Consider the following 16,579-nt stretch of genomic DNA (forward strand, 5'->3'; position numbering starts at 1 on the left):
CAAGTCATGAACGAATCAAACGTTTGAATCAAGTCATTGGGGGCTCATTCCAACATTTTTTCATTGGGGTTTTTCAGGTTCATCAAGGCCTGTTTCTGGACCTCGTCCAGCACATAGATGTGTTTGATGGGACAGCGCTGAGAAATTTGACCTGGCACCCTGATGGCGTCGAATTTGGCCACCAGCGACAATGAGCTGCTTTGGTCCATGGTGATGGCTTGGGCAAAGGGCAATTCACTGCAAAAGGAATTCAACTCGATCAAGTAACTCTGGCGTTGGTTGCTGCGCAGGATCAAGAACCGTTCATCCAACGGCTGCCAGCCTTGAAACCGAAATTGGGTGACCCGTGGCTGCGCCACCAGTTCTTGGGCTTCGACAAAGGCCGCATAGTCAATCCGCTTGCGGGTGTTTTCTTGGCAGGCGGCCAGTAACAGGACCAACAGCCCGATGAGCATTGTTTTCATGATGCACTCGCTGTACGAAATAATTAATAGTTATACCAGATGGTGGGTGTAAAAAGTGTTAAATCCTAATCAAATGACTCAATGTTTCACAAAGTCATCATTCCACATACCGGTTTTCACATAATCGGCTTTTCTGTTCAACAGTTGACTCACATGGGCATCCAGATGATCGAAGTAATCATACACACCATGTTCTTGGATGAATTCTTCTCGGTGTTTTTGGAACAGTTCAGAAGCCTCTATTTGGGCCGCCGTGACTTGGACGTTTGAGGTGCGCAACAACCAATGCCATTGACCGGCAGAGATGCCTGGCCAGCCCTGTCCATCCAATACATGGTAGCCCACGCCAAGCGCCAATGTCTCTTCACACAGTGACTTTGCTGCCGCCAGATAAACCACCATTTTTCCCACCCCATCAGACAACATGTCTTTGTGGTCTTCAACCACATTCACCATGGTTTGTGCACGCTGCGCTTGTCCCACGGCCTGTGACACGGCACAGAGGAAAGCATAAGACTCATCACCGGCCACCTCTGTGTTTTGCACCACCACTTGATACTCAGCCGCTGGTCTGCGGATTAAGGGCAGCATGATCGTTTGTTTGCTGTGTTGCAGATCCCGTACCTGGTCTTCCAAGTCCGTCAACATGGTTTCAATGGATTCGGCTTGTTGATTTTGCTTGGCTTGATCAAAGAAAAAATTAAAAACCACGATCAACAAGAATATAAGCAAAACCAATTTTATGCCTTGGAAAATCAAAACTCTGGCAGGCTTCATAACGGCATGTCCTCACATAAACAGGGAAATTTTTAAGCCACACTCAATCCGGGCCGTCTTCGCTGGAATGGGCATCACAATCTCGCCGCACACGACGCAAGAAACGAAATACCCACCAAGGAATCAGGATGAACAGGAACAAGACCAAAATGGCTGCCCAAAATCCACCAACTGAATCAATGCCCGTCAAGGCCCTGGCCGAGCCGGTCAAAGCCAAAGCCAAAATGACGATCAACAAACGGACCAGTAACAAACCAAGCTCATTCATTGGCGTCATTAAATTCGATGGACACCGAATTCACACAGTAGCGCAAGCCGGTGTCGGTGGGACCGTCGTTGAACACATGACCCAAATGGCCACCACAATTGGCACAAATAATTTCGGTGCGGCGCATGCCATGTGAATCATCGAACACCTCCTTGATTTTTCCGGCTTCGATCTCGCGGTCAAAACTGGGCCAGCCACAGCCGGCATCGAATTTCGAGGTGCTGTCGAAGAGCTTTTCGCCACAGGCTTTGCAGGCATATTGGCCGTCTTGGAAATGCAGGTTGTATTGCCCGGTGTGGGGGCGTTCGGTGGCTTTGTTGACGATCACTTCATAACTGACCGGATCGAGTTCGTCTTTGAGTTTGGCTTTCAGGTCTTCTTTCATGTTCAAGGCTGTGTGGTTGATTCGTGTTCGGTGTTGCGGTGCATCAGCGCCCATTGCCATATGGCTTCCAGCCCCTCAGAACCCAGGCCATCGAAGGCCCACATGGGTCCATCATAAGTCAAGGCCAGGTTGTGACCGACGCCGACCATGGGGTGGATGTGCAAGTAGGGAATGTCGCGCTGGTGGTTGCAGGACAACAGTTTGTTGGTGGTGTCATCAAAGTCAATCTTGCGGTCTTCCAGGCCCAAGATCACCCGTGTAGGCGTTTCGATCTGGCACAATTGTGGCCTGGGGTCATCGTCGCCATTCAATCCCCACCAGGCCCAATCCTCGGCATCTCTGGACGCCGCGCCACGGTAAGTTTCGGGCACAAAGTCAACCACTTGCCGATGGGCCTCCAGGTAGGCTTGCCAATGTTCGTCGTTGGGCGTTCTGGCATGGGTCACCAAGGCCCGATAGTAATGGTCAGCGGCTTGTAATTGCGCGGCATCCAGCCCCATTTCAGCCAACTCGGTCAAACGCGCCTGCATTTCTTGTTGAAATGGCGTCACCGCCGGGGTCACTGCCAGCACCACATAGTCATACAGCTCATTCAAGCCATCAATTTTCGGCACCATCCAACCGCCCCGACTGATGCCCAACACACCCCAACTGCCTACCGTTTGCTGGCTTTGTTGCGCCCACTGGGTCACCGCCAGCACATCATCTGCGGTGTCCTGAAAGGGACGGATGGTTGGCCCCGGTGTTTGGCCATGGCCCCGTTTGTCAAAGGTGACCACGGTCAAGCCCAAGGCCGCCAAATTCTCGGTGCGAAATTTTTCATCTTCGGCCACTTGCCAACCCGAACCAGGCACCACCACCAAACCGACACCCAAAGGATTCAAGTCCCGTTGGGTGACCAGCACACGGATCGGACCGGCGGCTGAATCGATCAAGTGTTCCTGTTGTTGTAAGGTGAAGGGACGGCCGACTTGGGCGGCTTGTTGGGCGGTGGCTTGGAAGACAATGTTTGGCTGCTCGATGTGCAATTCATGGCCGATGACACTGGGGTCATTCAAACGTTGACCAGTGAAGAAGGCGCCCCCTTCGGTGGGAAAAACGATCCGTTGCTGACCGCTGCGCACATCCCTGAAGTAAACCTCACCATAGCCAGCGCGGCGCACATCCCACACCGCCGAGCGGGCCGGATCCTCGGGGTCTTGAAACAGGTACCAGCCCAGGTTCATGCCAGCGGCTTCGCTGTCTTGTGCGGTGATTGGGCGAGCGGCACAATGCAGCGTGAAGGTGCCGGCATTGCCGGTCCAGTCGATGCGGCCTGCAATTCGATCCCAGGCTTCCTCACCGGTGAACACCCGTGGGTCGCCACTTTTGGCCAACCAGGTGAACTGCAGGCTTTGATCGGCATAGCTGAAATTTTCCAAGGCCACGGCATATAGATTGGCAAAGCCCACATCCAGGCTGCCACCAGCGGCGGTTTCGCGGATGCGGAAGGGAAAATCCCCCACCCCATCGACCACAGCCCAACCACTCCATGAGCGACTGGCGCAGTGTTCGGCATCGGTCTCAGGTTTCTGCGGTTGGGCGCAAGCCAACAGCAGCAACGCCCAAAGAACAATCAGCAATATTCGCATGTTGGGGTGCCCGGTCATATGAAACCGTTCCACTTTACCACCATGCCCCTGATTAATCTTCCAACAACAACAAATAATTGCGGCCGTTGCGGTAAATGTTCAACAACGGGGTCTTGCTGGATTGTTCGATGCGCTGGGTCAGTTGTTTGAGGCTGGCAATCTCGGCCTTGTTCACTGCCGTGATCAAATCACCGGCCCTCAGCCCCAGATCCCAAGCCACCGAACCGCGTTCAATTTCTTCCAACAACACGCCTTGGAAGCGATCGCGATACTGCACCGGCAAATTGCTCAATAAAGTGCCTTTGAGCAAGGGGTGCAATTCTTGGCCTTTGAGCTCATTGCGATCGGCCTCGGTGATCAGGGTCAACACCTGTCGTTCGCGCTCATTGCGCAAAAAGTCGATGGTCACCTGGCTGTCCAATTCAATCAGCCCTTCGTAGTTTTGGAATTGCTTTTGGCTGGCGATGCGGTCGCCGTTGAGGCGGGTGATGATGTCACCCACTTGTAAGCCGGCGCGATCGGCCGGTGATTCAGGGTCCACAGAAGTGACCAACACGCCTTGCCGCTGACCCACATCAAAGGCCCTGGCCAAGCGTTCGGTGATGTCTTGCACCCCCATGCCCAAAGAGCCCCGGCGCACGGTGCCGAACTCCACCAATTGGCGCATCATGCGTTGGGCCAGGGAAGACGGGATGGCAAATCCGATGCCCACGTTGCCACCGGAGGGCGAAAAAATGGCGGTGTTGATGCCGACCAAGGAACCATTGAGGTCGATCAGGGCGCCACCCGAGTTGCCGGGGTTGATCGAAGCATCGGTTTGGATGAAATTTTGATAACCCAGGCCACTCAAAGAGGTGCGGCCCAAGGCGCTGACAATGCCCGAAGTCACGGTCTGACCCAAACCAAAGGGGTTGCCCACCGCCACCACAAAATCGCCAACCCGCAGTTGCTCCGAATCGGCCAAAGGCAAGGCGGTGAGGTTATCGGCTTCGATTTGGATCACCGCCACATCGGTGCCGTCATCCGAACCGATCAAGGTGGCGCTGAAGGTGCGGCCGTCGTGCAACACCACCGAAATGTCATCGGCATCATTCACCACGTGGTGGTTGGTCAGGATGTAGCCTTGGATGGCATCGACAATCACCCCGGAACCCAAGGATTGGGTAACCCGTTCACGTGGGGTGTTGGGCAAGCCATAAAACCAATTGTAAAAATCACTGTTGCGCGAGCGCACATACTGCACCGATTTGGTGTTGATGTTAACCACCGCTGGGGTCACGCGCTCCAAAATGGGCGCCAAGGACGGTACCGGCTGGCCATTGACCGCCGCGGGTAAGGTGGCTTGGGCTGCAACGGCGCATGACAATAAAAACAACAAAGCTAACTTTTTCATGGTCTGTTCTGATTCTTGGGTTCAATCAAAGTTCCGTTCCTGTAAAATAGCCGCATTGTTTCAAATTTCAAGTCCCTTCAAATCGACCATGTTTATCCAACAGTTAGCCCAAGCACAACGTCAAAACAACTCACTGGTCTGCGTCGGTTTGGACCCCAACCCGGCCAAAATCAACGCCATGGGTGTGGACTTGTTGAGCTGGCTGCAAGGCATCGTCGATGCCACCGCCGCACACGTTTGTGCCTTCAAACCGCAGATTGCCTATTTTGCCGCCATGGGGGCCGAGACTGAATTGCAACAAATCATCCAATACATCCACCAACAGCACCCCACCATTCCGGTGATCCTGGATGCCAAACGCGGTGACATCGGCAGCACCGCCGAACAGTATGCCAATGAAGCCTTCATCCGCTACCAAGCCGATGCAGTCACGGTCAACCCTTACATGGGCGGCGACACCATCGAGCCCTACACCCAATTTGCAGACAAAGGTGTGGTGGTGCTGTGCAAAACGTCGAATGCCGGTTCTGGAGAATTGCAGAACCTGACGTTGGACTCCGGTGAAACCCTGTTCCAGCGGGTGGCGAAACAGGCCAGCGAACGCTGGAATCAGCACCACAATGTGTTGCTGGTGGTGGGCGCCACCTACCCCGAAGAACTGGCCCAAATCCGTGGCATCGTTGGCGACATGCCGCTGTTGATCCCCGGCATCGGTGCCCAAGGTGGCGACGTGGCTGCCACCCTCAAAGCCGGTTTGCGAACGGACGGCCTGGGGCTGATCATTTCCTCATCACGCGGCATCATTTACGCCGGCGACCGGGCGGAAAACTACGCGGCAGCGGCTCAAGACGCCTGCCTGACATTGAAAAACACCATCAACCAATACCGCTGAGCTGACGGCGGTCTTCTGAATCAGCACCACAAAAGTCAAATTCCTGCTTGACCCTGACGTTGTGTTACCCTTTACAGTGCGCCCCACTGTGATCCAAGAGACCCTTAATGGCTTCATTCAAAATCAAAGAATTTGCCGCCATGCATGGTGTCAGTGTGCGCACCTTGCGCCATTACGACCAGTTGGGCCTGTTGATCCCAGCACACGTCAACCGCCACAACGGCTACCGTTATTATGGCGAGGAAAACCGGCTGACTTTGCAACTCATTGTATTTTATAAGGAGTTGGGCTTTGCCTTGGCAGAGATCAAAACCCTGTTGCAAGCCGACCCGGCCAACCAACAGCAGGCCTTGCGCTTTCAACGCAACCTGTTGGCCATGAAACAACAGCGCTTGGGCAAGATGGTTGATTTCATAGACGAACTGTTGAGTTCAAACCAACACGGAGCCACCGACATGAGTGAACAATTTTTAAACGCCACCAACCAGCAGGCCTTTGAGCAGGACAAAGCGGCCCACTTGGCCGAAGCCAAACAACGCTGGGGACAAACCCAGTCCTTCCAACAATCACAACAACGCTTGGCCAAATACAGCGATGCCGACGTGCAAGCCATCAACCAACAACAGCAAGCCATCTACCAGCAACTGGCCGCTTTGATGCCACAGGGGGTGGCCGACCCCCAAGTGCAACAACAGGTCCATGCCGCCCGCATGCTGATCCATGACCATTGGTATGATTGTGGGGTGGCCCAATTTGCGGCCCTGGGACAGATGTATGTCACTGACCCCAAGTTCACGGCCCACCTGAACCATTATGGTGCTGGATTTGCTGAGTTTTTGAGCCAGGCCATCGCCCACTATGCCCAGCAAGCCGAAGCCGGCTGACCAACAGATTGAACTCGCCCCATGAAAGGCCTCACCACCATGTGTCCACATCGGTGGTGAGGTTTTGCTTGACAAGCGATTCATTTTACATATACTGCACTGGTAAAACATAAGTGAAACATCATGAACCAACCCAATGCCAACACCCAAACCCTGATCCAATTGTGGACCCAAACCAACGCCTTGGTTCGTCAACTGGACGCCCACCTGGGCGCCGTGCATGGCCTCGGCTTTGCCGAATACATGGCCTTACATCACCTCAATGCCGCCCCCCAATTGATGCTGCGTCGCATCGATTTGGCCCGGGTCTTGTGTCGTTCGGCCTCGGGCGTCACCAAAATGCTGAACCCCATGGAAAAAGTGGGCTTGGTCAGCAAACAAGTCAACCCGCGCGATGCCCGGGTCAGTCTGGTCAAGCTGACCGCCGCCGGCTTGCGCAGTTACCAACAAGCCAACAACAGCTTGAATCAACTGTCGGCCGGTGTGTTTCAACACCTTGATACCGCCGATGCCGAACAACTGCATGGCCTGCTGTCTGGCCTCAGCACATGAATAACGAATTAATTCTTCAACCAATCAGCGCTGGTTCACGTCTGTTTAATCACAGGCTGGTTAAAATCGGGCCTAATGGTCTATTTCCGATGGTCGACCCATCCGATAAAATAGACTGTGAAGAGCACATCCAGATTCGAGCCATTGGTGGTCAAACAGTTGGGGGCCTGATGACCAACCAAGAACCCATTATGAGAGCGTAAACACCATGGAACAAATCAGCCACCAAGCCAAACCCATCCCATTCATCAAGCGCCTGTTGCCGATCCTGGCCGTATTCTTGGTGGTGTTTGTGATCTTGTTTATCATGTCCGGCATGAAAGAAGAGCCGGCCAAAATCCCGGAAAAACCCAAGGGCTTTTTGGTGGAAACCACCACCGTCAGCCCCACCGAATTGACCTTGACCATCAACTCCCAAGGCGTGTTACAGCCGAAACGGCAAATTGCCTTGTTGACCGAAGTCAGTGGCAAAGTCCAATCCCTGTCCCCGACTTTCGTCGCTGGCGGCAGCTTTGCCGCGGGTGATGTGTTGGTGCAAATCGATCCGGCCGATTACCGGGTGGCGGTGGCCCGTGCCGAGGCCAACTTGGCCAGCGCCCAGGCCACGCTGGATTTGGAACAAGCCCGCTCGGACCAGGCGCGCAAGGACTGGAATTCATTCGGCAAGTCCGGCGAACCCAGCGCCTTGTTGCTGAACATCCCCCAATTGGATGGCGCCAAGGCCAGCCTCAAGGCAGCCCAAGCCGACCTGCAAAAAGCCCGCCGGGACTTGGAAAAAACCACCATCGTGGCACCGTTTGCTGGCACCGTGTTGAGCAAATCGGTGGACCTGGGTCAATTCGTTGGCATGTCAGGGCAGCTGGGCAGCATCGCCGGTACCGAGGTCGGTGAAGTGCGCTTGCCGCTGACCAATCAGGACCTCAACAAACTCAACCTCAAAGACCGCGATTTATCGAACCAACCCTTGGCGGTGCGCTTTGCCGATGACCAGGACCAAACCGTCACTTCAGGCCTGATCAAACGCCTGGAGGCCAGCAAAGATGCCCGCACCTTGATGAACTATGCGGTGGCCGAAATCACCCAGCCGTTTGCCCATGACCTGTTGTTCAACACCTTCCTCAAAGCCGAAATCACCGGCGGCACCTATGCCAACGTGTTTGCCATCCCGTCTTCATGGATGATGCCCAATGACCAACTGCCGGTGTATCAAGCCGATGACACCCTGGCCATCAAAGCAGTCAACGTGGTGCACAAAACCAACGAGCACTTCTATGTGGACCAAGGTTTGAGCACCCAGGATGTGATCATCACCACCCCCATCCAGGCCCCAACTGTGGGCATGAAATTGCGCCTGCAAGCCGCGGCCACTGAGCCAGCCGAGGCGACCGACACGGCGGTGCAAACGGCCGGAGCCGAACAATGAAGAAACAATGGGACCAAGGCATCATCCATTGGTTTGCCAGCAATCCGGTGGCGGCCAATTTGTTGATGGTGGTGTTGATCATCGGTGGCTTGCGAGCGGCCTACACCCTGAAAAAAGAGATGTTTCCGGCCACTTCGGTGAACCAGGTGTTGGTGACCATGGCCTATCCGGGCGCGGCTCCGGATGAGGTGGAAAAAGGCATTTGTGTGAAAATCGAAGATGCGGTCACCGGCCTGGAAGGCATCGACAAAACCACCTGTCTGGCCAATGAAGGGGCGGCCCGCACCAACATCGAGATCGGCAGTGACTACGACGTCAAAAACGTCATGGCCGAAATCAAGAACCGGGTTGATGGCATCAACTCCTTCCCCGGTGAAGCAGAAAAACCAATCATCAGTGAAATCCTGATACAGCAGCCGGTGCTGTTCCTGTCGGTCTATGGCAACGTGCCCGAAGACGACCTGCTGCAAGCCACCCGCGACGTGCGCGATGACTTGATTGACTTGCCTAATGTGTCGATGGCCTCTTTGGTTGGCGAACGCGATTATGAGATCGCCATTGAAATCAAAGAAGACACCCTGCGCCAATACCAAATCACCTTCGATGAAATCGCCGCGGTGTTGCGCGCGGCCTCGATTGATTTACCCGGTGGCTCGATCAAAACCGATCGCGGCGACGTGTTGCTCCGCTCGGTGGGTCAATCCTACACCGGCGCTGAATTCGCGCAAACCGTGATCCGCACCAACCCCGATGGCTCCCGCTTGTTGTTGTCCGATGTCGCCACCATCAAAGACGGTTTTGAAGAGACCGGTGAGATCGGCACCTTCGATGGCAAGCCGGCGATCAGCATCCAGGTCAATGCGGTGGAAAATGAATCGGTGTTGGTGATTTCTGATGAAGTCAATGCCTACGTGGCCCGCATGCAAGACAAGATGCCGCCAAACATGTCGGTGGCCACTTGGTCCGACACCTCGCATTACGTGCGCGGTCGTTTGGACATGATGGAACGCAACATGCTGCAAGGGGCGGTGTTGGTGTTGTTGACCCTGACCCTGTTCTTGCGCTTGAAGGTGGCTTTCTGGGTGATGTTGGGCTTGCCCGTGGCTTTCCTCGGCGCCTTCATGTTTTTGCCGCTGACCGGCATCAGCATCAACATGCTCAGCATGTTTGGCTTCATCTTGGTGCTGGGCATCGTGGTGGATGACGCCATTGTGATCGGTGAGAGTTCCTACTATGAAATCCAACACAAAGGCCATTCCTTGAAGAACGTGGTGGTGGGCGCCCAACGGGTGGCCACCCCAGCAACCTTTGGGGTGTTGACCACCATCGCGGCGTTTGCACCGATGTTGTTTGTCGGCACTTTGTTTGGCTCGTTTTTCGAGGCCATCGGATGGGTGGTGATCCTGTGTTTGTTGTTCTCTTTGGTCGAATCCAAATTGATCCTGCCAGCGCATTTGGCCCACATGCGTTCAGATGACATTGGCACCAAAAACCCCGGTCCCCTGCTGCGCTTGCAGCGCAAGGTCAACCATGGCCTGGAACACGTGATCAAGAACCAATACCAGCCGACCATTGACAAAGCCATCCGCCGCCCCGGTTTGACGCTGTCGGTATTCATTGGCGTGTTCTTATTGAGCACTGGCTTGATCAACAACGGTTTGGTGCGTTTTGTGATGATGCCGGATTTTGTGGCCGATTTCGTGCAGGCCGATTTCGCCATGGCCCAAGGCACCCCACAAGAACGCAGCAGCGAGGTGCTCAAGCACATCCAGGATTCACTGGAACGCTTGGATGCCGACGTCAGCCGCGAAGTGGGTCAGGACAGCGGTGCCGTGTTCACCCACCAGTTGTCGTTCCTGGATTCACAAATTTCGGGTCGGGTCATCGTCGAATTGGTCAAAGACGAGGACGCGGTGATCGACGGCAAAGAAATGCTCAATCGTTGGACTGAATACATCGGTGAGATCCCCGGCGCCACGCACATCGGCACCATGTCCTTGACCGGTCCTGGACAAGGCCCGGACGTGAGCCTCAAATTGGTCGGCAGCGACACCGAAGAATTGCGCCTGGCGGCCGACATCCTGGCCGAACGCCTGAAGGCCTTCGAAGGCGTGTCTGATGTCAGGAACTCCATCGAAGCGGGCAAAGACGAAATTGAATTGTCGATCAAACCCATCGGCCGCAACCTGGGCTTGAACCAAGCCGACCTCGGCCGTCAAATCCGCCAGGCCTACTACGGCGAAGAGGTGCAACGCCTGCAACGCGGCAACGACGAAATCAAGGTCATGCTGCGCTACGACCGCGCCACCCGGGAATCATTGAAGTCCTTGGATGAATTGCGCATCCGCACCGCCGCCGGCGATGAGTTGCCGTTGAGCACGGTGGCCGAAGTGAACCTGGGCAAAGCGGCCAATGCCATCGAACGGGTCAACCGCAAGCGGGCCGCCCGCATCACCGCCATGGTCGACAAAGCCATTGGCGATCCGCAGGCCATTGTGGGTCAATTGATGCCAGCACCCGGTCAACCCATCGTGCCGGAATACCCCGAGATCACTTACGACTTGGATGGCACCAGCAAAGAGATGACCGAACTCTTGAAAAACTTGGGCATCGGCATGTTGTCGGCCATTTTGTTGATTTATGTGTTGTTGGCCATCCCGCTGAAATCTTACGCGCAGCCGATCATCATCATGTTGGTGATTCCCTTTGGCATCACCGGCGCCATCGTCGGGCATTTGTTGCTCGGCATGACCTTCAGCATGATGTCGATTTTTGGGGTCATCGCCCTGACCGGGGTGGTGGTCAATGATTCGCTGGTGATGGTTGATTACATCAACAAAGAACGGCGCCAGGGCGTCGACATCATCACGGCGGTGAAACACGCCGGCAGCAAGCGCTTCAGGGCCATTTTGTTGACCTCACTGACCACCTTTTTTGGTTTGTTGCCGATCATGTTTGAACAGTCATTACAAGCCAAGGTGATCATCCCCATGGCGGTGTCGCTGGCCTTTGGCATCTTGTTCGCCACGGTGATCACGCTGATCCTGATCCCGGCCTTGTACGCCATGTTGGAAAACCTCAAATATAAATTCATCCGCTTGGATGGTTACCAACGCAAAGGCGGCACCACCGCCCCAGTGCCACAACCAGGAGATCAAGGTGAATTGCGCACCTGATTGGATCAATCAGACGATAAGTTCTTGCTGTTGCGGGCACCCAGTTGTTTCAGGGTGTCCGCTTGTCGCACCAGGTTGCCGCGACCACTTTTGAGTTTGTTCTCGGCCGCGTGCCAGGCATCATCGGCCTGATCCAGGCGCATTTTGATGTCATTCAGGTTGTCCACAAAACCGACGAACTTGTCATACATTTTGCCGGCCTTGTCGGCTATGACTTGGGCATTTTTGTTTTGGTTCTCGTTCTGCCACAGCATCATCACCGTGCGCAAGGTGGCCAACAGGTTGCTGGCCGATAGAATCAATACGTTCTTCTTATAAGCTTCTTCCAACAAGCCGGGTTGGGCATTGATGGCGGCCACAAAGGCCGCTTCCACCGGCACGAACATCAACACAAAATCCACCGAATCAAGTTGTTCGATGTTTTGATAAGCCTTGTCTGATAAATTCTTGATGTGGGTTTGCATCGACTGCACATGCTGTTTCAGGTGGGCCTGGCGTTCACTGTCCTGTTCGGCATTGACGTATTGTTCAAAGGCTTTCAAGGACACCTTGGCGTCCACGATCAAGGCTTTTTGTTGCGGCAAATGAATCAGCACATCGGGGCGGAAGCGTTTGTGGTCGGCATTGGTGAAACTGACTTCGGTGTCATATTCCCGGCCCTGTTCCAAACCGGCCACCTCCAGCAAGCGGTGCAGCACCATTTCGCCCCAGTTGCCCTGGGTTTTGCTCTCGGCGGTCAGGGCTTTGGTCAGGTCTTCGGCTTTTTTGCTGAGCTCTTGGTTCAACTGATAGACCCGCTCGATTTCCATTTTCAAGGATTTTTGCTGCGCCAGGCCTTGGGTGCTGGTGTTGTGCACCAAGGCCTGGAAATCCTTCAACTGTTGGTTCAACGGTTTGATCACCTGGTCCATTTGTTCTTTGTTTTGCGAACTGAATTTGGCCGACTTTTCTTCCAAAATCTTTTGTCCCAGGGTGTTGAAATGATCGGCCAACAAGGCCTTGGATTGCTCCAGGAATTCGTGTTGTTGTTGAAAGCGTTGTTGCTGGTGCTCGACTTCCGAGCGCATTTTGGTCAATTTGATTTCGGCCTCACCCAGTTCACTGCGCAACTGTTCGGCCAAATGGGCCTGCTGGCGGCTGTGTTTGAGTTGTTCATCCAATTGCACCGCCAATTTATTCAAGCGCAAAAGCTCGGCTTCGTGTTGCTCCAGTTCGGCCAACAACTCGGCATTGGTGGTTTTCAATTGGTCCACTTGCTGTTGCAACAGTTGTTCCATGCCGCGGTGTTTTTCGGCCGCAGCAAGCGACAGTTTTTGCTGGGCACGACGCCACAACAACCAGGCCACCAAGGCGCTCAACAACACCCCCAGCAAGCCGCTGATCAACAGGCTTGGCAGCGGGTTTTGGCTGACGGTGTGCAACAGGTTATTCATCAAATGACTTGGCTCCTTGGGTGTTCTTTCAGCAGAATACAGTGGCCTTCAAAGCCCAGTTGCGATGGTAAAATTTTCTGCAACCGATGCCCTGTGTCCAGGCATTAATATGCTATCATTTAAGCCCAACAAAACCCAGGGAATTTAACATGAGAGTTTTCAAGTATCTGTTTTTTGCGTTGTTGTTTCTGATCATTGCCTTTTTTGTTTATGGCTTTTTCTTTTTGCCAGACAAAGTGCAGGTCAGCCGTTCCATCACCATCGATCGGCCGGCGAAAATGGTGTTCAAAGCGGTCAACTCCATGCACACATTCAACGATTGGTCACCCTGGGCTGACACCGATCCCAATGCCCAGTATCAATTCACTGGACCGGCCACCGGCGTGGGTTCCAAGATGGCTTGGCAAGGCAATGACGAAGTCGGTTCTGGGCGCCAAACCATCATCGAATCAGAGCCTTATTCGAGGGTCAAAACCGAATTGTATTTTGATGGCCAAGGCGACGACCCGGCATGGGCCACCTTGGCAATCAAGGACCTCGGTGATTCCTCGGAATTGTCTTGGACTTTTGATGCCGACTTCAAAGGCAATGTCTTGGGCCGCTACTTTGGCTTGATGATGGATGACATGCTCGGTCCCAATTACGAAACCGGCTTGAGCAAACTCAAAGCCTTGGTTGAAGCCCAACCGGTGTACGATTTCTCTGGTTTCAGCATAGAAAATGTGGCACCTCAGAATGTTTTGTACATCCCCACCTCAGCCAACACCGATGAGGACGGTGCGGTGGCGGCGGCTTTGGCCGAAGCGTATGGTCAGATCATGGTATTCATGCAGGCCAATGGGTTGGAAATGGCCGGCATGCCATTGGCCATCACCCGCAATTATGAAAACAGTGTGTGGGAAATGGACGCTGCCATTCCGGTCAACGTCGACAGTTTGGAAGGTGAAGTGGAAACCATCATGCTGGGACAAACCTATGGCGGCAAGGTGGTCAAATACATCCAAAAAGGCCCTTATGACCAAGGTGATGCCTCGATGGTGTTGATGAATGCCTACCTGGCCGAGCATGAACTGGAAACCAATGGTGCGCAATGGGACGTGTATGCCAATGACCCCACCTTGGTGGCCGAATCAGAGATCGAAACCCACATCTACCAACCGATCAAATAAGCCACCTTCACCAGGCATAAAAAAAGGAAGACCGCGGTCTTCCTTTTTTTATTGGCGAGTGATTGATGGTCGCTGATCAATCACTGAATTCGGGCCGAATGTCTCGGTCCATCAGGGCCGACAAGGCCTCAATGGTGGTCATTTGGCCGTGCACCACTTTCCACACATGCTCGGTGATCGGCATGTCGACGCCGTGTTTTTGGGCCAAGCGCATCACTTCATCGGTGGTGCCGATGCCTTCGACCACTTGGCCGATGGTTTGTTGTGCTTGTTCGATGGAAATGCCTTTGCCCAACGCCAGACCCATGCGGCGGTTGCGTGACAAATCGCCGGTGGAGGTCAACACCAAATCGCCCAGACCTGACAAACCCATCAAAGTTTCGGGTTTGCAGCCCAAGGCTTCGCCCAAACGCATCATCTCGGCCATGCCCCGGGTCATCAAGGCGGCCCGGGTGTTGTCACCCAAGGCCATGCCATCGGCAATACCGGTGGCCAGGGCCAGCACGTTTTTCACCGCCCCACCCAATTCGGCCCCGATCACATCGGTGGAAATGTAGGCGCGGAATTTGTCGGTGTGCAGGGCTTTGCTGACCTGCATCGCAAAGTCGGCGTGGTTGGAAGCCACGGTCACCAAAGTGGGTTTATTCATGGCCACGTCTTTGGCAAATGACGGACCGGTGACCAGGGCCATGGGCACCTGGGTGCCAATGATTTCCTCGGCCACCTGATGCAAAAACCGGCCGGTGCCGGGTTCAAAGCCTTTGCTGGCCCAAGCCAATGGCCGTTCACCCAACAACGGTTTGATTTGTTGCAAGATGTCACTGAAGGCGTGTGACGGACAGACCACCAACACCGCCTCGCATTGGGCGATGGCAGTGGCCAAATCGGGTTCGATGATCAGTTTCTCGGGAAACTGGATGCCTGGCAAATACTGTTCATTGCTGCGGCTTTGCTGCATGGCTTGCATGGCGGTGCGGTTGCGACCCCAGAGGATGGTGTCACCGGTGCGTGCCAATTGCATGGCCAGGGCGGTGCCCCAGGATCCGGCGCCCAATACCGCAAACTTCAGCAGTTGGGTGTCAGCGGTGCTGCCAGGCGTGGTCATTATTGCTTGGTGCTGGAGGCTGCTTGCTCTTGAGCTTGTTGCATTTGTTGGGCATACATTTGCTCAAAATTAACCGGTTGCAGCATCAGCGGCTGGAAGCCACCGGCCATCACCATGTCACTGACTTGTTGTCTGACATACGGGAACAACACGTTCGGGCAGTACACACCCAAAGTTTGGTGCAAGGCTTGTTCGCTGAAGTTGCTCATGCTGAAAATGCCGGCGGTGCACACTTCAACCAAGTAGGCGGTTTTTTCCACCACGGTACAAGTCACGGTGGCGGTCAAAGCCACTTCATAGGTGTTGTCATCCAACTTGGTGACTTTTTGGTTCATGTTCAATTTGATTTCAGGCTGACCCTGCTCATTGAAAATGTGGGGCGCATTGGGTGCTTCGAATGAGACGTCTTTGGTGTAAATTTTTTGCAAAGACATGGTTGGTCCTTGGTTTTCAGCATTCGCTGCGGCTTGTTTTTCTTCTGTCATGATAGCTTCCTAAAAATTTCACGAATCCAGTGATTCGTCTAAAAAAATGAGGGGTCAGGCTTTGCTCAAAGGCAATTTGTCCGAGATCCAGGCGTTGATGCCGCCTTGTAAGTTGAAGACCTGTTCGAAACCGGCTTCGCTCAACTTCTGGCTGGCGGTCATGGAAGTGCGGCCCATTTGGCAACACACCACCACGGGCTTTTTCTTTAATTTATCCAACTTGATTTTGCCGGCACTGATGTCTTCCAACGGCACATTGATGGCATTCACGATGTGTCCCTGGGCGAACGCGTCTTTCGGTCTGACATCAATCACCTGGGCATTTTGCTGGTTGACCAAACGGGTCAGTTGATCGACATTAACGCTCTGGTAAGCTTTGCTTTTGTCCTGATACAGGGCGCGCAAATACAGAATCAGCACGATGATGAAAAGTGACGACATGAACGGATGGTTGCCGACAAATTCGACCAATTGAGACATTGCGTGACCGCCTAAAAATGGAAAAGGGACAATATAAGGTATCACCACAAAAAATCAAGTCA

Annotated in this window: 16 protein-coding genes; 6 read left to right on the forward strand and 10 right to left on the reverse strand. The window is 54.0% G+C overall.

Features of this window, described 5'->3' with window-relative positions:
* Positions 1 to 44: 44 nt before the first annotated feature.
* The 6 genes from K7G70_RS08270 to K7G70_RS08295 form a co-directional block, all read right to left on the reverse strand.
* The gene (locus tag K7G70_RS08270; protein ID WP_223788150.1) at positions 45 to 464 is read right to left on the reverse strand and encodes a DUF6491 family protein; all 420 of its coding nucleotides are present in this window, start codon (positions 462 to 464) and stop codon (positions 45 to 47) included.
* A gap of 78 nt (positions 465 to 542) precedes the next feature.
* Positions 543 to 1,241 carry a DUF4875 domain-containing protein gene (locus K7G70_RS08275; RefSeq protein WP_223788151.1) on the reverse strand — a complete coding sequence of 233 codons (699 nt, stop codon included), beginning with the start codon at positions 1,239 to 1,241 and terminating at the stop codon, positions 543 to 545.
* Between the two features lie 43 nt (positions 1,242 to 1,284).
* Complete coding sequence (locus tag K7G70_RS08280) at positions 1,285 to 1,509, reverse strand: hypothetical protein (RefSeq protein ID WP_223788152.1); 225 nt, start codon at positions 1,507 to 1,509, stop codon at positions 1,285 to 1,287.
* Positions 1,502 to 1,894: a peptide-methionine (R)-S-oxide reductase MsrB gene (msrB, locus tag K7G70_RS08285; protein ID WP_223788153.1), complete on the reverse strand. Its 393-nt coding sequence runs from the start codon at positions 1,892 to 1,894 to the stop codon at positions 1,502 to 1,504. The genes K7G70_RS08280 and msrB overlap by 8 nt, the downstream gene beginning before the upstream one ends.
* A 2-nt stretch (positions 1,895 to 1,896) precedes the next feature.
* Positions 1,897 to 3,525 (reverse strand): alpha/beta hydrolase, encoded by a 1,629-nt coding sequence (locus K7G70_RS08290; protein WP_223788154.1) that lies wholly within the window; start codon positions 3,523 to 3,525, stop codon positions 1,897 to 1,899.
* Between the two features lie 52 nt (positions 3,526 to 3,577).
* Positions 3,578 to 4,918, reverse strand: coding sequence for a Do family serine endopeptidase (locus K7G70_RS08295; RefSeq protein ID WP_223788155.1), 1,341 nt, complete (start codon positions 4,916 to 4,918; stop codon positions 3,578 to 3,580).
* An 88-nt stretch (positions 4,919 to 5,006) separates the two neighbouring features.
* On the opposite strand from K7G70_RS08295, the gene pyrF reads away from it, so the two are divergent.
* From pyrF to K7G70_RS08320, 5 genes are all read left to right on the forward strand, one after another.
* Positions 5,007 to 5,810, forward strand: coding sequence for an orotidine-5'-phosphate decarboxylase (gene pyrF / locus K7G70_RS08300; RefSeq protein WP_223788156.1), 804 nt, complete (start codon positions 5,007 to 5,009; stop codon positions 5,808 to 5,810).
* A gap of 107 nt (positions 5,811 to 5,917) precedes the next feature.
* Positions 5,918 to 6,694: a MerR family transcriptional regulator gene (locus K7G70_RS08305; protein ID WP_223788157.1), complete on the forward strand. Its 777-nt coding sequence runs from the start codon at positions 5,918 to 5,920 to the stop codon at positions 6,692 to 6,694.
* 123 nt (positions 6,695 to 6,817) lie between these two features.
* Positions 6,818 to 7,246, forward strand: coding sequence for a MarR family winged helix-turn-helix transcriptional regulator (locus K7G70_RS08310; protein WP_223788158.1), 429 nt, complete (start codon positions 6,818 to 6,820; stop codon positions 7,244 to 7,246).
* Positions 7,247 to 7,454: 208 nt separating this feature from the next.
* Positions 7,455 to 8,669 carry an efflux RND transporter periplasmic adaptor subunit gene (locus tag K7G70_RS08315; protein WP_223788159.1) on the forward strand — a complete coding sequence of 405 codons (1,215 nt, stop codon included), beginning with the start codon at positions 7,455 to 7,457 and terminating at the stop codon, positions 8,667 to 8,669.
* Entirely contained in the window at positions 8,666 to 11,845 is a 3,180-nt protein-coding gene (locus K7G70_RS08320) for an efflux RND transporter permease subunit (RefSeq protein ID WP_223788160.1), read from the forward strand. Before K7G70_RS08315 ends, K7G70_RS08320 begins: the two co-directional genes overlap by 4 nt.
* A gap of 5 nt (positions 11,846 to 11,850) precedes the next feature.
* On the opposite strand, the gene K7G70_RS08325 is transcribed toward K7G70_RS08320, so the two are convergent.
* The gene (locus K7G70_RS08325) at positions 11,851 to 13,278 is read right to left on the reverse strand and encodes a DNA recombination protein RmuC (protein ID WP_223788161.1); all 1,428 of its coding nucleotides are present in this window, start codon (positions 13,276 to 13,278) and stop codon (positions 11,851 to 11,853) included.
* A gap of 149 nt (positions 13,279 to 13,427) precedes the next feature.
* On the opposite strand from K7G70_RS08325, the gene K7G70_RS08330 reads away from it, so the two are divergent.
* Positions 13,428 to 14,447, forward strand: coding sequence for an SRPBCC family protein (locus tag K7G70_RS08330; RefSeq protein WP_223788162.1), 1,020 nt, complete (start codon positions 13,428 to 13,430; stop codon positions 14,445 to 14,447).
* A 76-nt stretch (positions 14,448 to 14,523) separates the two neighbouring features.
* Here K7G70_RS08330 and K7G70_RS08335 read toward each other — a convergent pair whose 3' ends face one another.
* Genes K7G70_RS08335 through K7G70_RS08345 form a run of 3 tightly spaced genes read right to left on the reverse strand, consistent with a single transcriptional unit; the run spans position 14,524 to position 16,517 of the window.
* Positions 14,524 to 15,552: an NAD(P)H-dependent glycerol-3-phosphate dehydrogenase gene (locus K7G70_RS08335; RefSeq protein WP_223788163.1), complete on the reverse strand. Its 1,029-nt coding sequence runs from the start codon at positions 15,550 to 15,552 to the stop codon at positions 14,524 to 14,526.
* A complete protein-coding gene (gene secB / locus K7G70_RS08340) occupies positions 15,552 to 16,037 on the reverse strand; it encodes a protein-export chaperone SecB (RefSeq protein WP_223788164.1) in 486 nt (161 codons plus the stop codon). The genes K7G70_RS08335 and secB overlap by 1 nt, the downstream gene beginning before the upstream one ends.
* 54 nt (positions 16,038 to 16,091) lie before the next feature.
* Complete coding sequence (locus K7G70_RS08345; protein ID WP_223788165.1) at positions 16,092 to 16,517, reverse strand: rhodanese-like domain-containing protein; 426 nt, start codon at positions 16,515 to 16,517, stop codon at positions 16,092 to 16,094.
* Positions 16,518 to 16,579 lie beyond the last annotated feature (62 nt).

The organism is Marinicella meishanensis, assembly GCF_019931145.1.
GTDB lineage: Bacteria > Pseudomonadota > Gammaproteobacteria > Xanthomonadales > Marinicellaceae > Marinicella > Marinicella meishanensis.

Coding starts and splice junctions, on each gene's coding strand:
- K7G70_RS08270 (WP_223788150.1), bottom strand. CDS start 464: ATGAAAACAATGCTCATCGGGCTGTTGGTCCTGTTACTGGCCGCCTGC.
- K7G70_RS08275 (WP_223788151.1), bottom strand. CDS start 1,241: ATGAAGCCTGCCAGAGTTTTGATTTTCCAAGGCATAAAATTGGTTTTG.
- K7G70_RS08280 (WP_223788152.1), bottom strand. CDS start 1,509: ATGAATGAGCTTGGTTTGTTACTGGTCCGTTTGTTGATCGTCATTTTG.
- msrB (WP_223788153.1), bottom strand. CDS start 1,894: ATGAAAGAAGACCTGAAAGCCAAACTCAAAGACGAACTCGATCCGGTC.
- K7G70_RS08290 (WP_223788154.1), bottom strand. CDS start 3,525: ATGCGAATATTGCTGATTGTTCTTTGGGCGTTGCTGCTGTTGGCTTGC.
- K7G70_RS08295 (WP_223788155.1), bottom strand. CDS start 4,918: ATGAAAAAGTTAGCTTTGTTGTTTTTATTGTCATGCGCCGTTGCAGCC.
- pyrF (WP_223788156.1), top strand. CDS start 5,007: ATGTTTATCCAACAGTTAGCCCAAGCACAACGTCAAAACAACTCACTG.
- K7G70_RS08305 (WP_223788157.1), top strand. CDS start 5,918: ATGGCTTCATTCAAAATCAAAGAATTTGCCGCCATGCATGGTGTCAGT.
- K7G70_RS08310 (WP_223788158.1), top strand. CDS start 6,818: ATGAACCAACCCAATGCCAACACCCAAACCCTGATCCAATTGTGGACC.
- K7G70_RS08315 (WP_223788159.1), top strand. CDS start 7,455: ATGGAACAAATCAGCCACCAAGCCAAACCCATCCCATTCATCAAGCGC.
- K7G70_RS08320 (WP_223788160.1), top strand. CDS start 8,666: ATGAAGAAACAATGGGACCAAGGCATCATCCATTGGTTTGCCAGCAAT.
- K7G70_RS08325 (WP_223788161.1), bottom strand. CDS start 13,278: ATGAATAACCTGTTGCACACCGTCAGCCAAAACCCGCTGCCAAGCCTG.
- K7G70_RS08330 (WP_223788162.1), top strand. CDS start 13,428: ATGAGAGTTTTCAAGTATCTGTTTTTTGCGTTGTTGTTTCTGATCATT.
- K7G70_RS08335 (WP_223788163.1), bottom strand. CDS start 15,552: ATGACCACGCCTGGCAGCACCGCTGACACCCAACTGCTGAAGTTTGCG.
- secB (WP_223788164.1), bottom strand. CDS start 16,037: ATGACAGAAGAAAAACAAGCCGCAGCGAATGCTGAAAACCAAGGACCA.
- K7G70_RS08345 (WP_223788165.1), bottom strand. CDS start 16,517: ATGTCTCAATTGGTCGAATTTGTCGGCAACCATCCGTTCATGTCGTCA.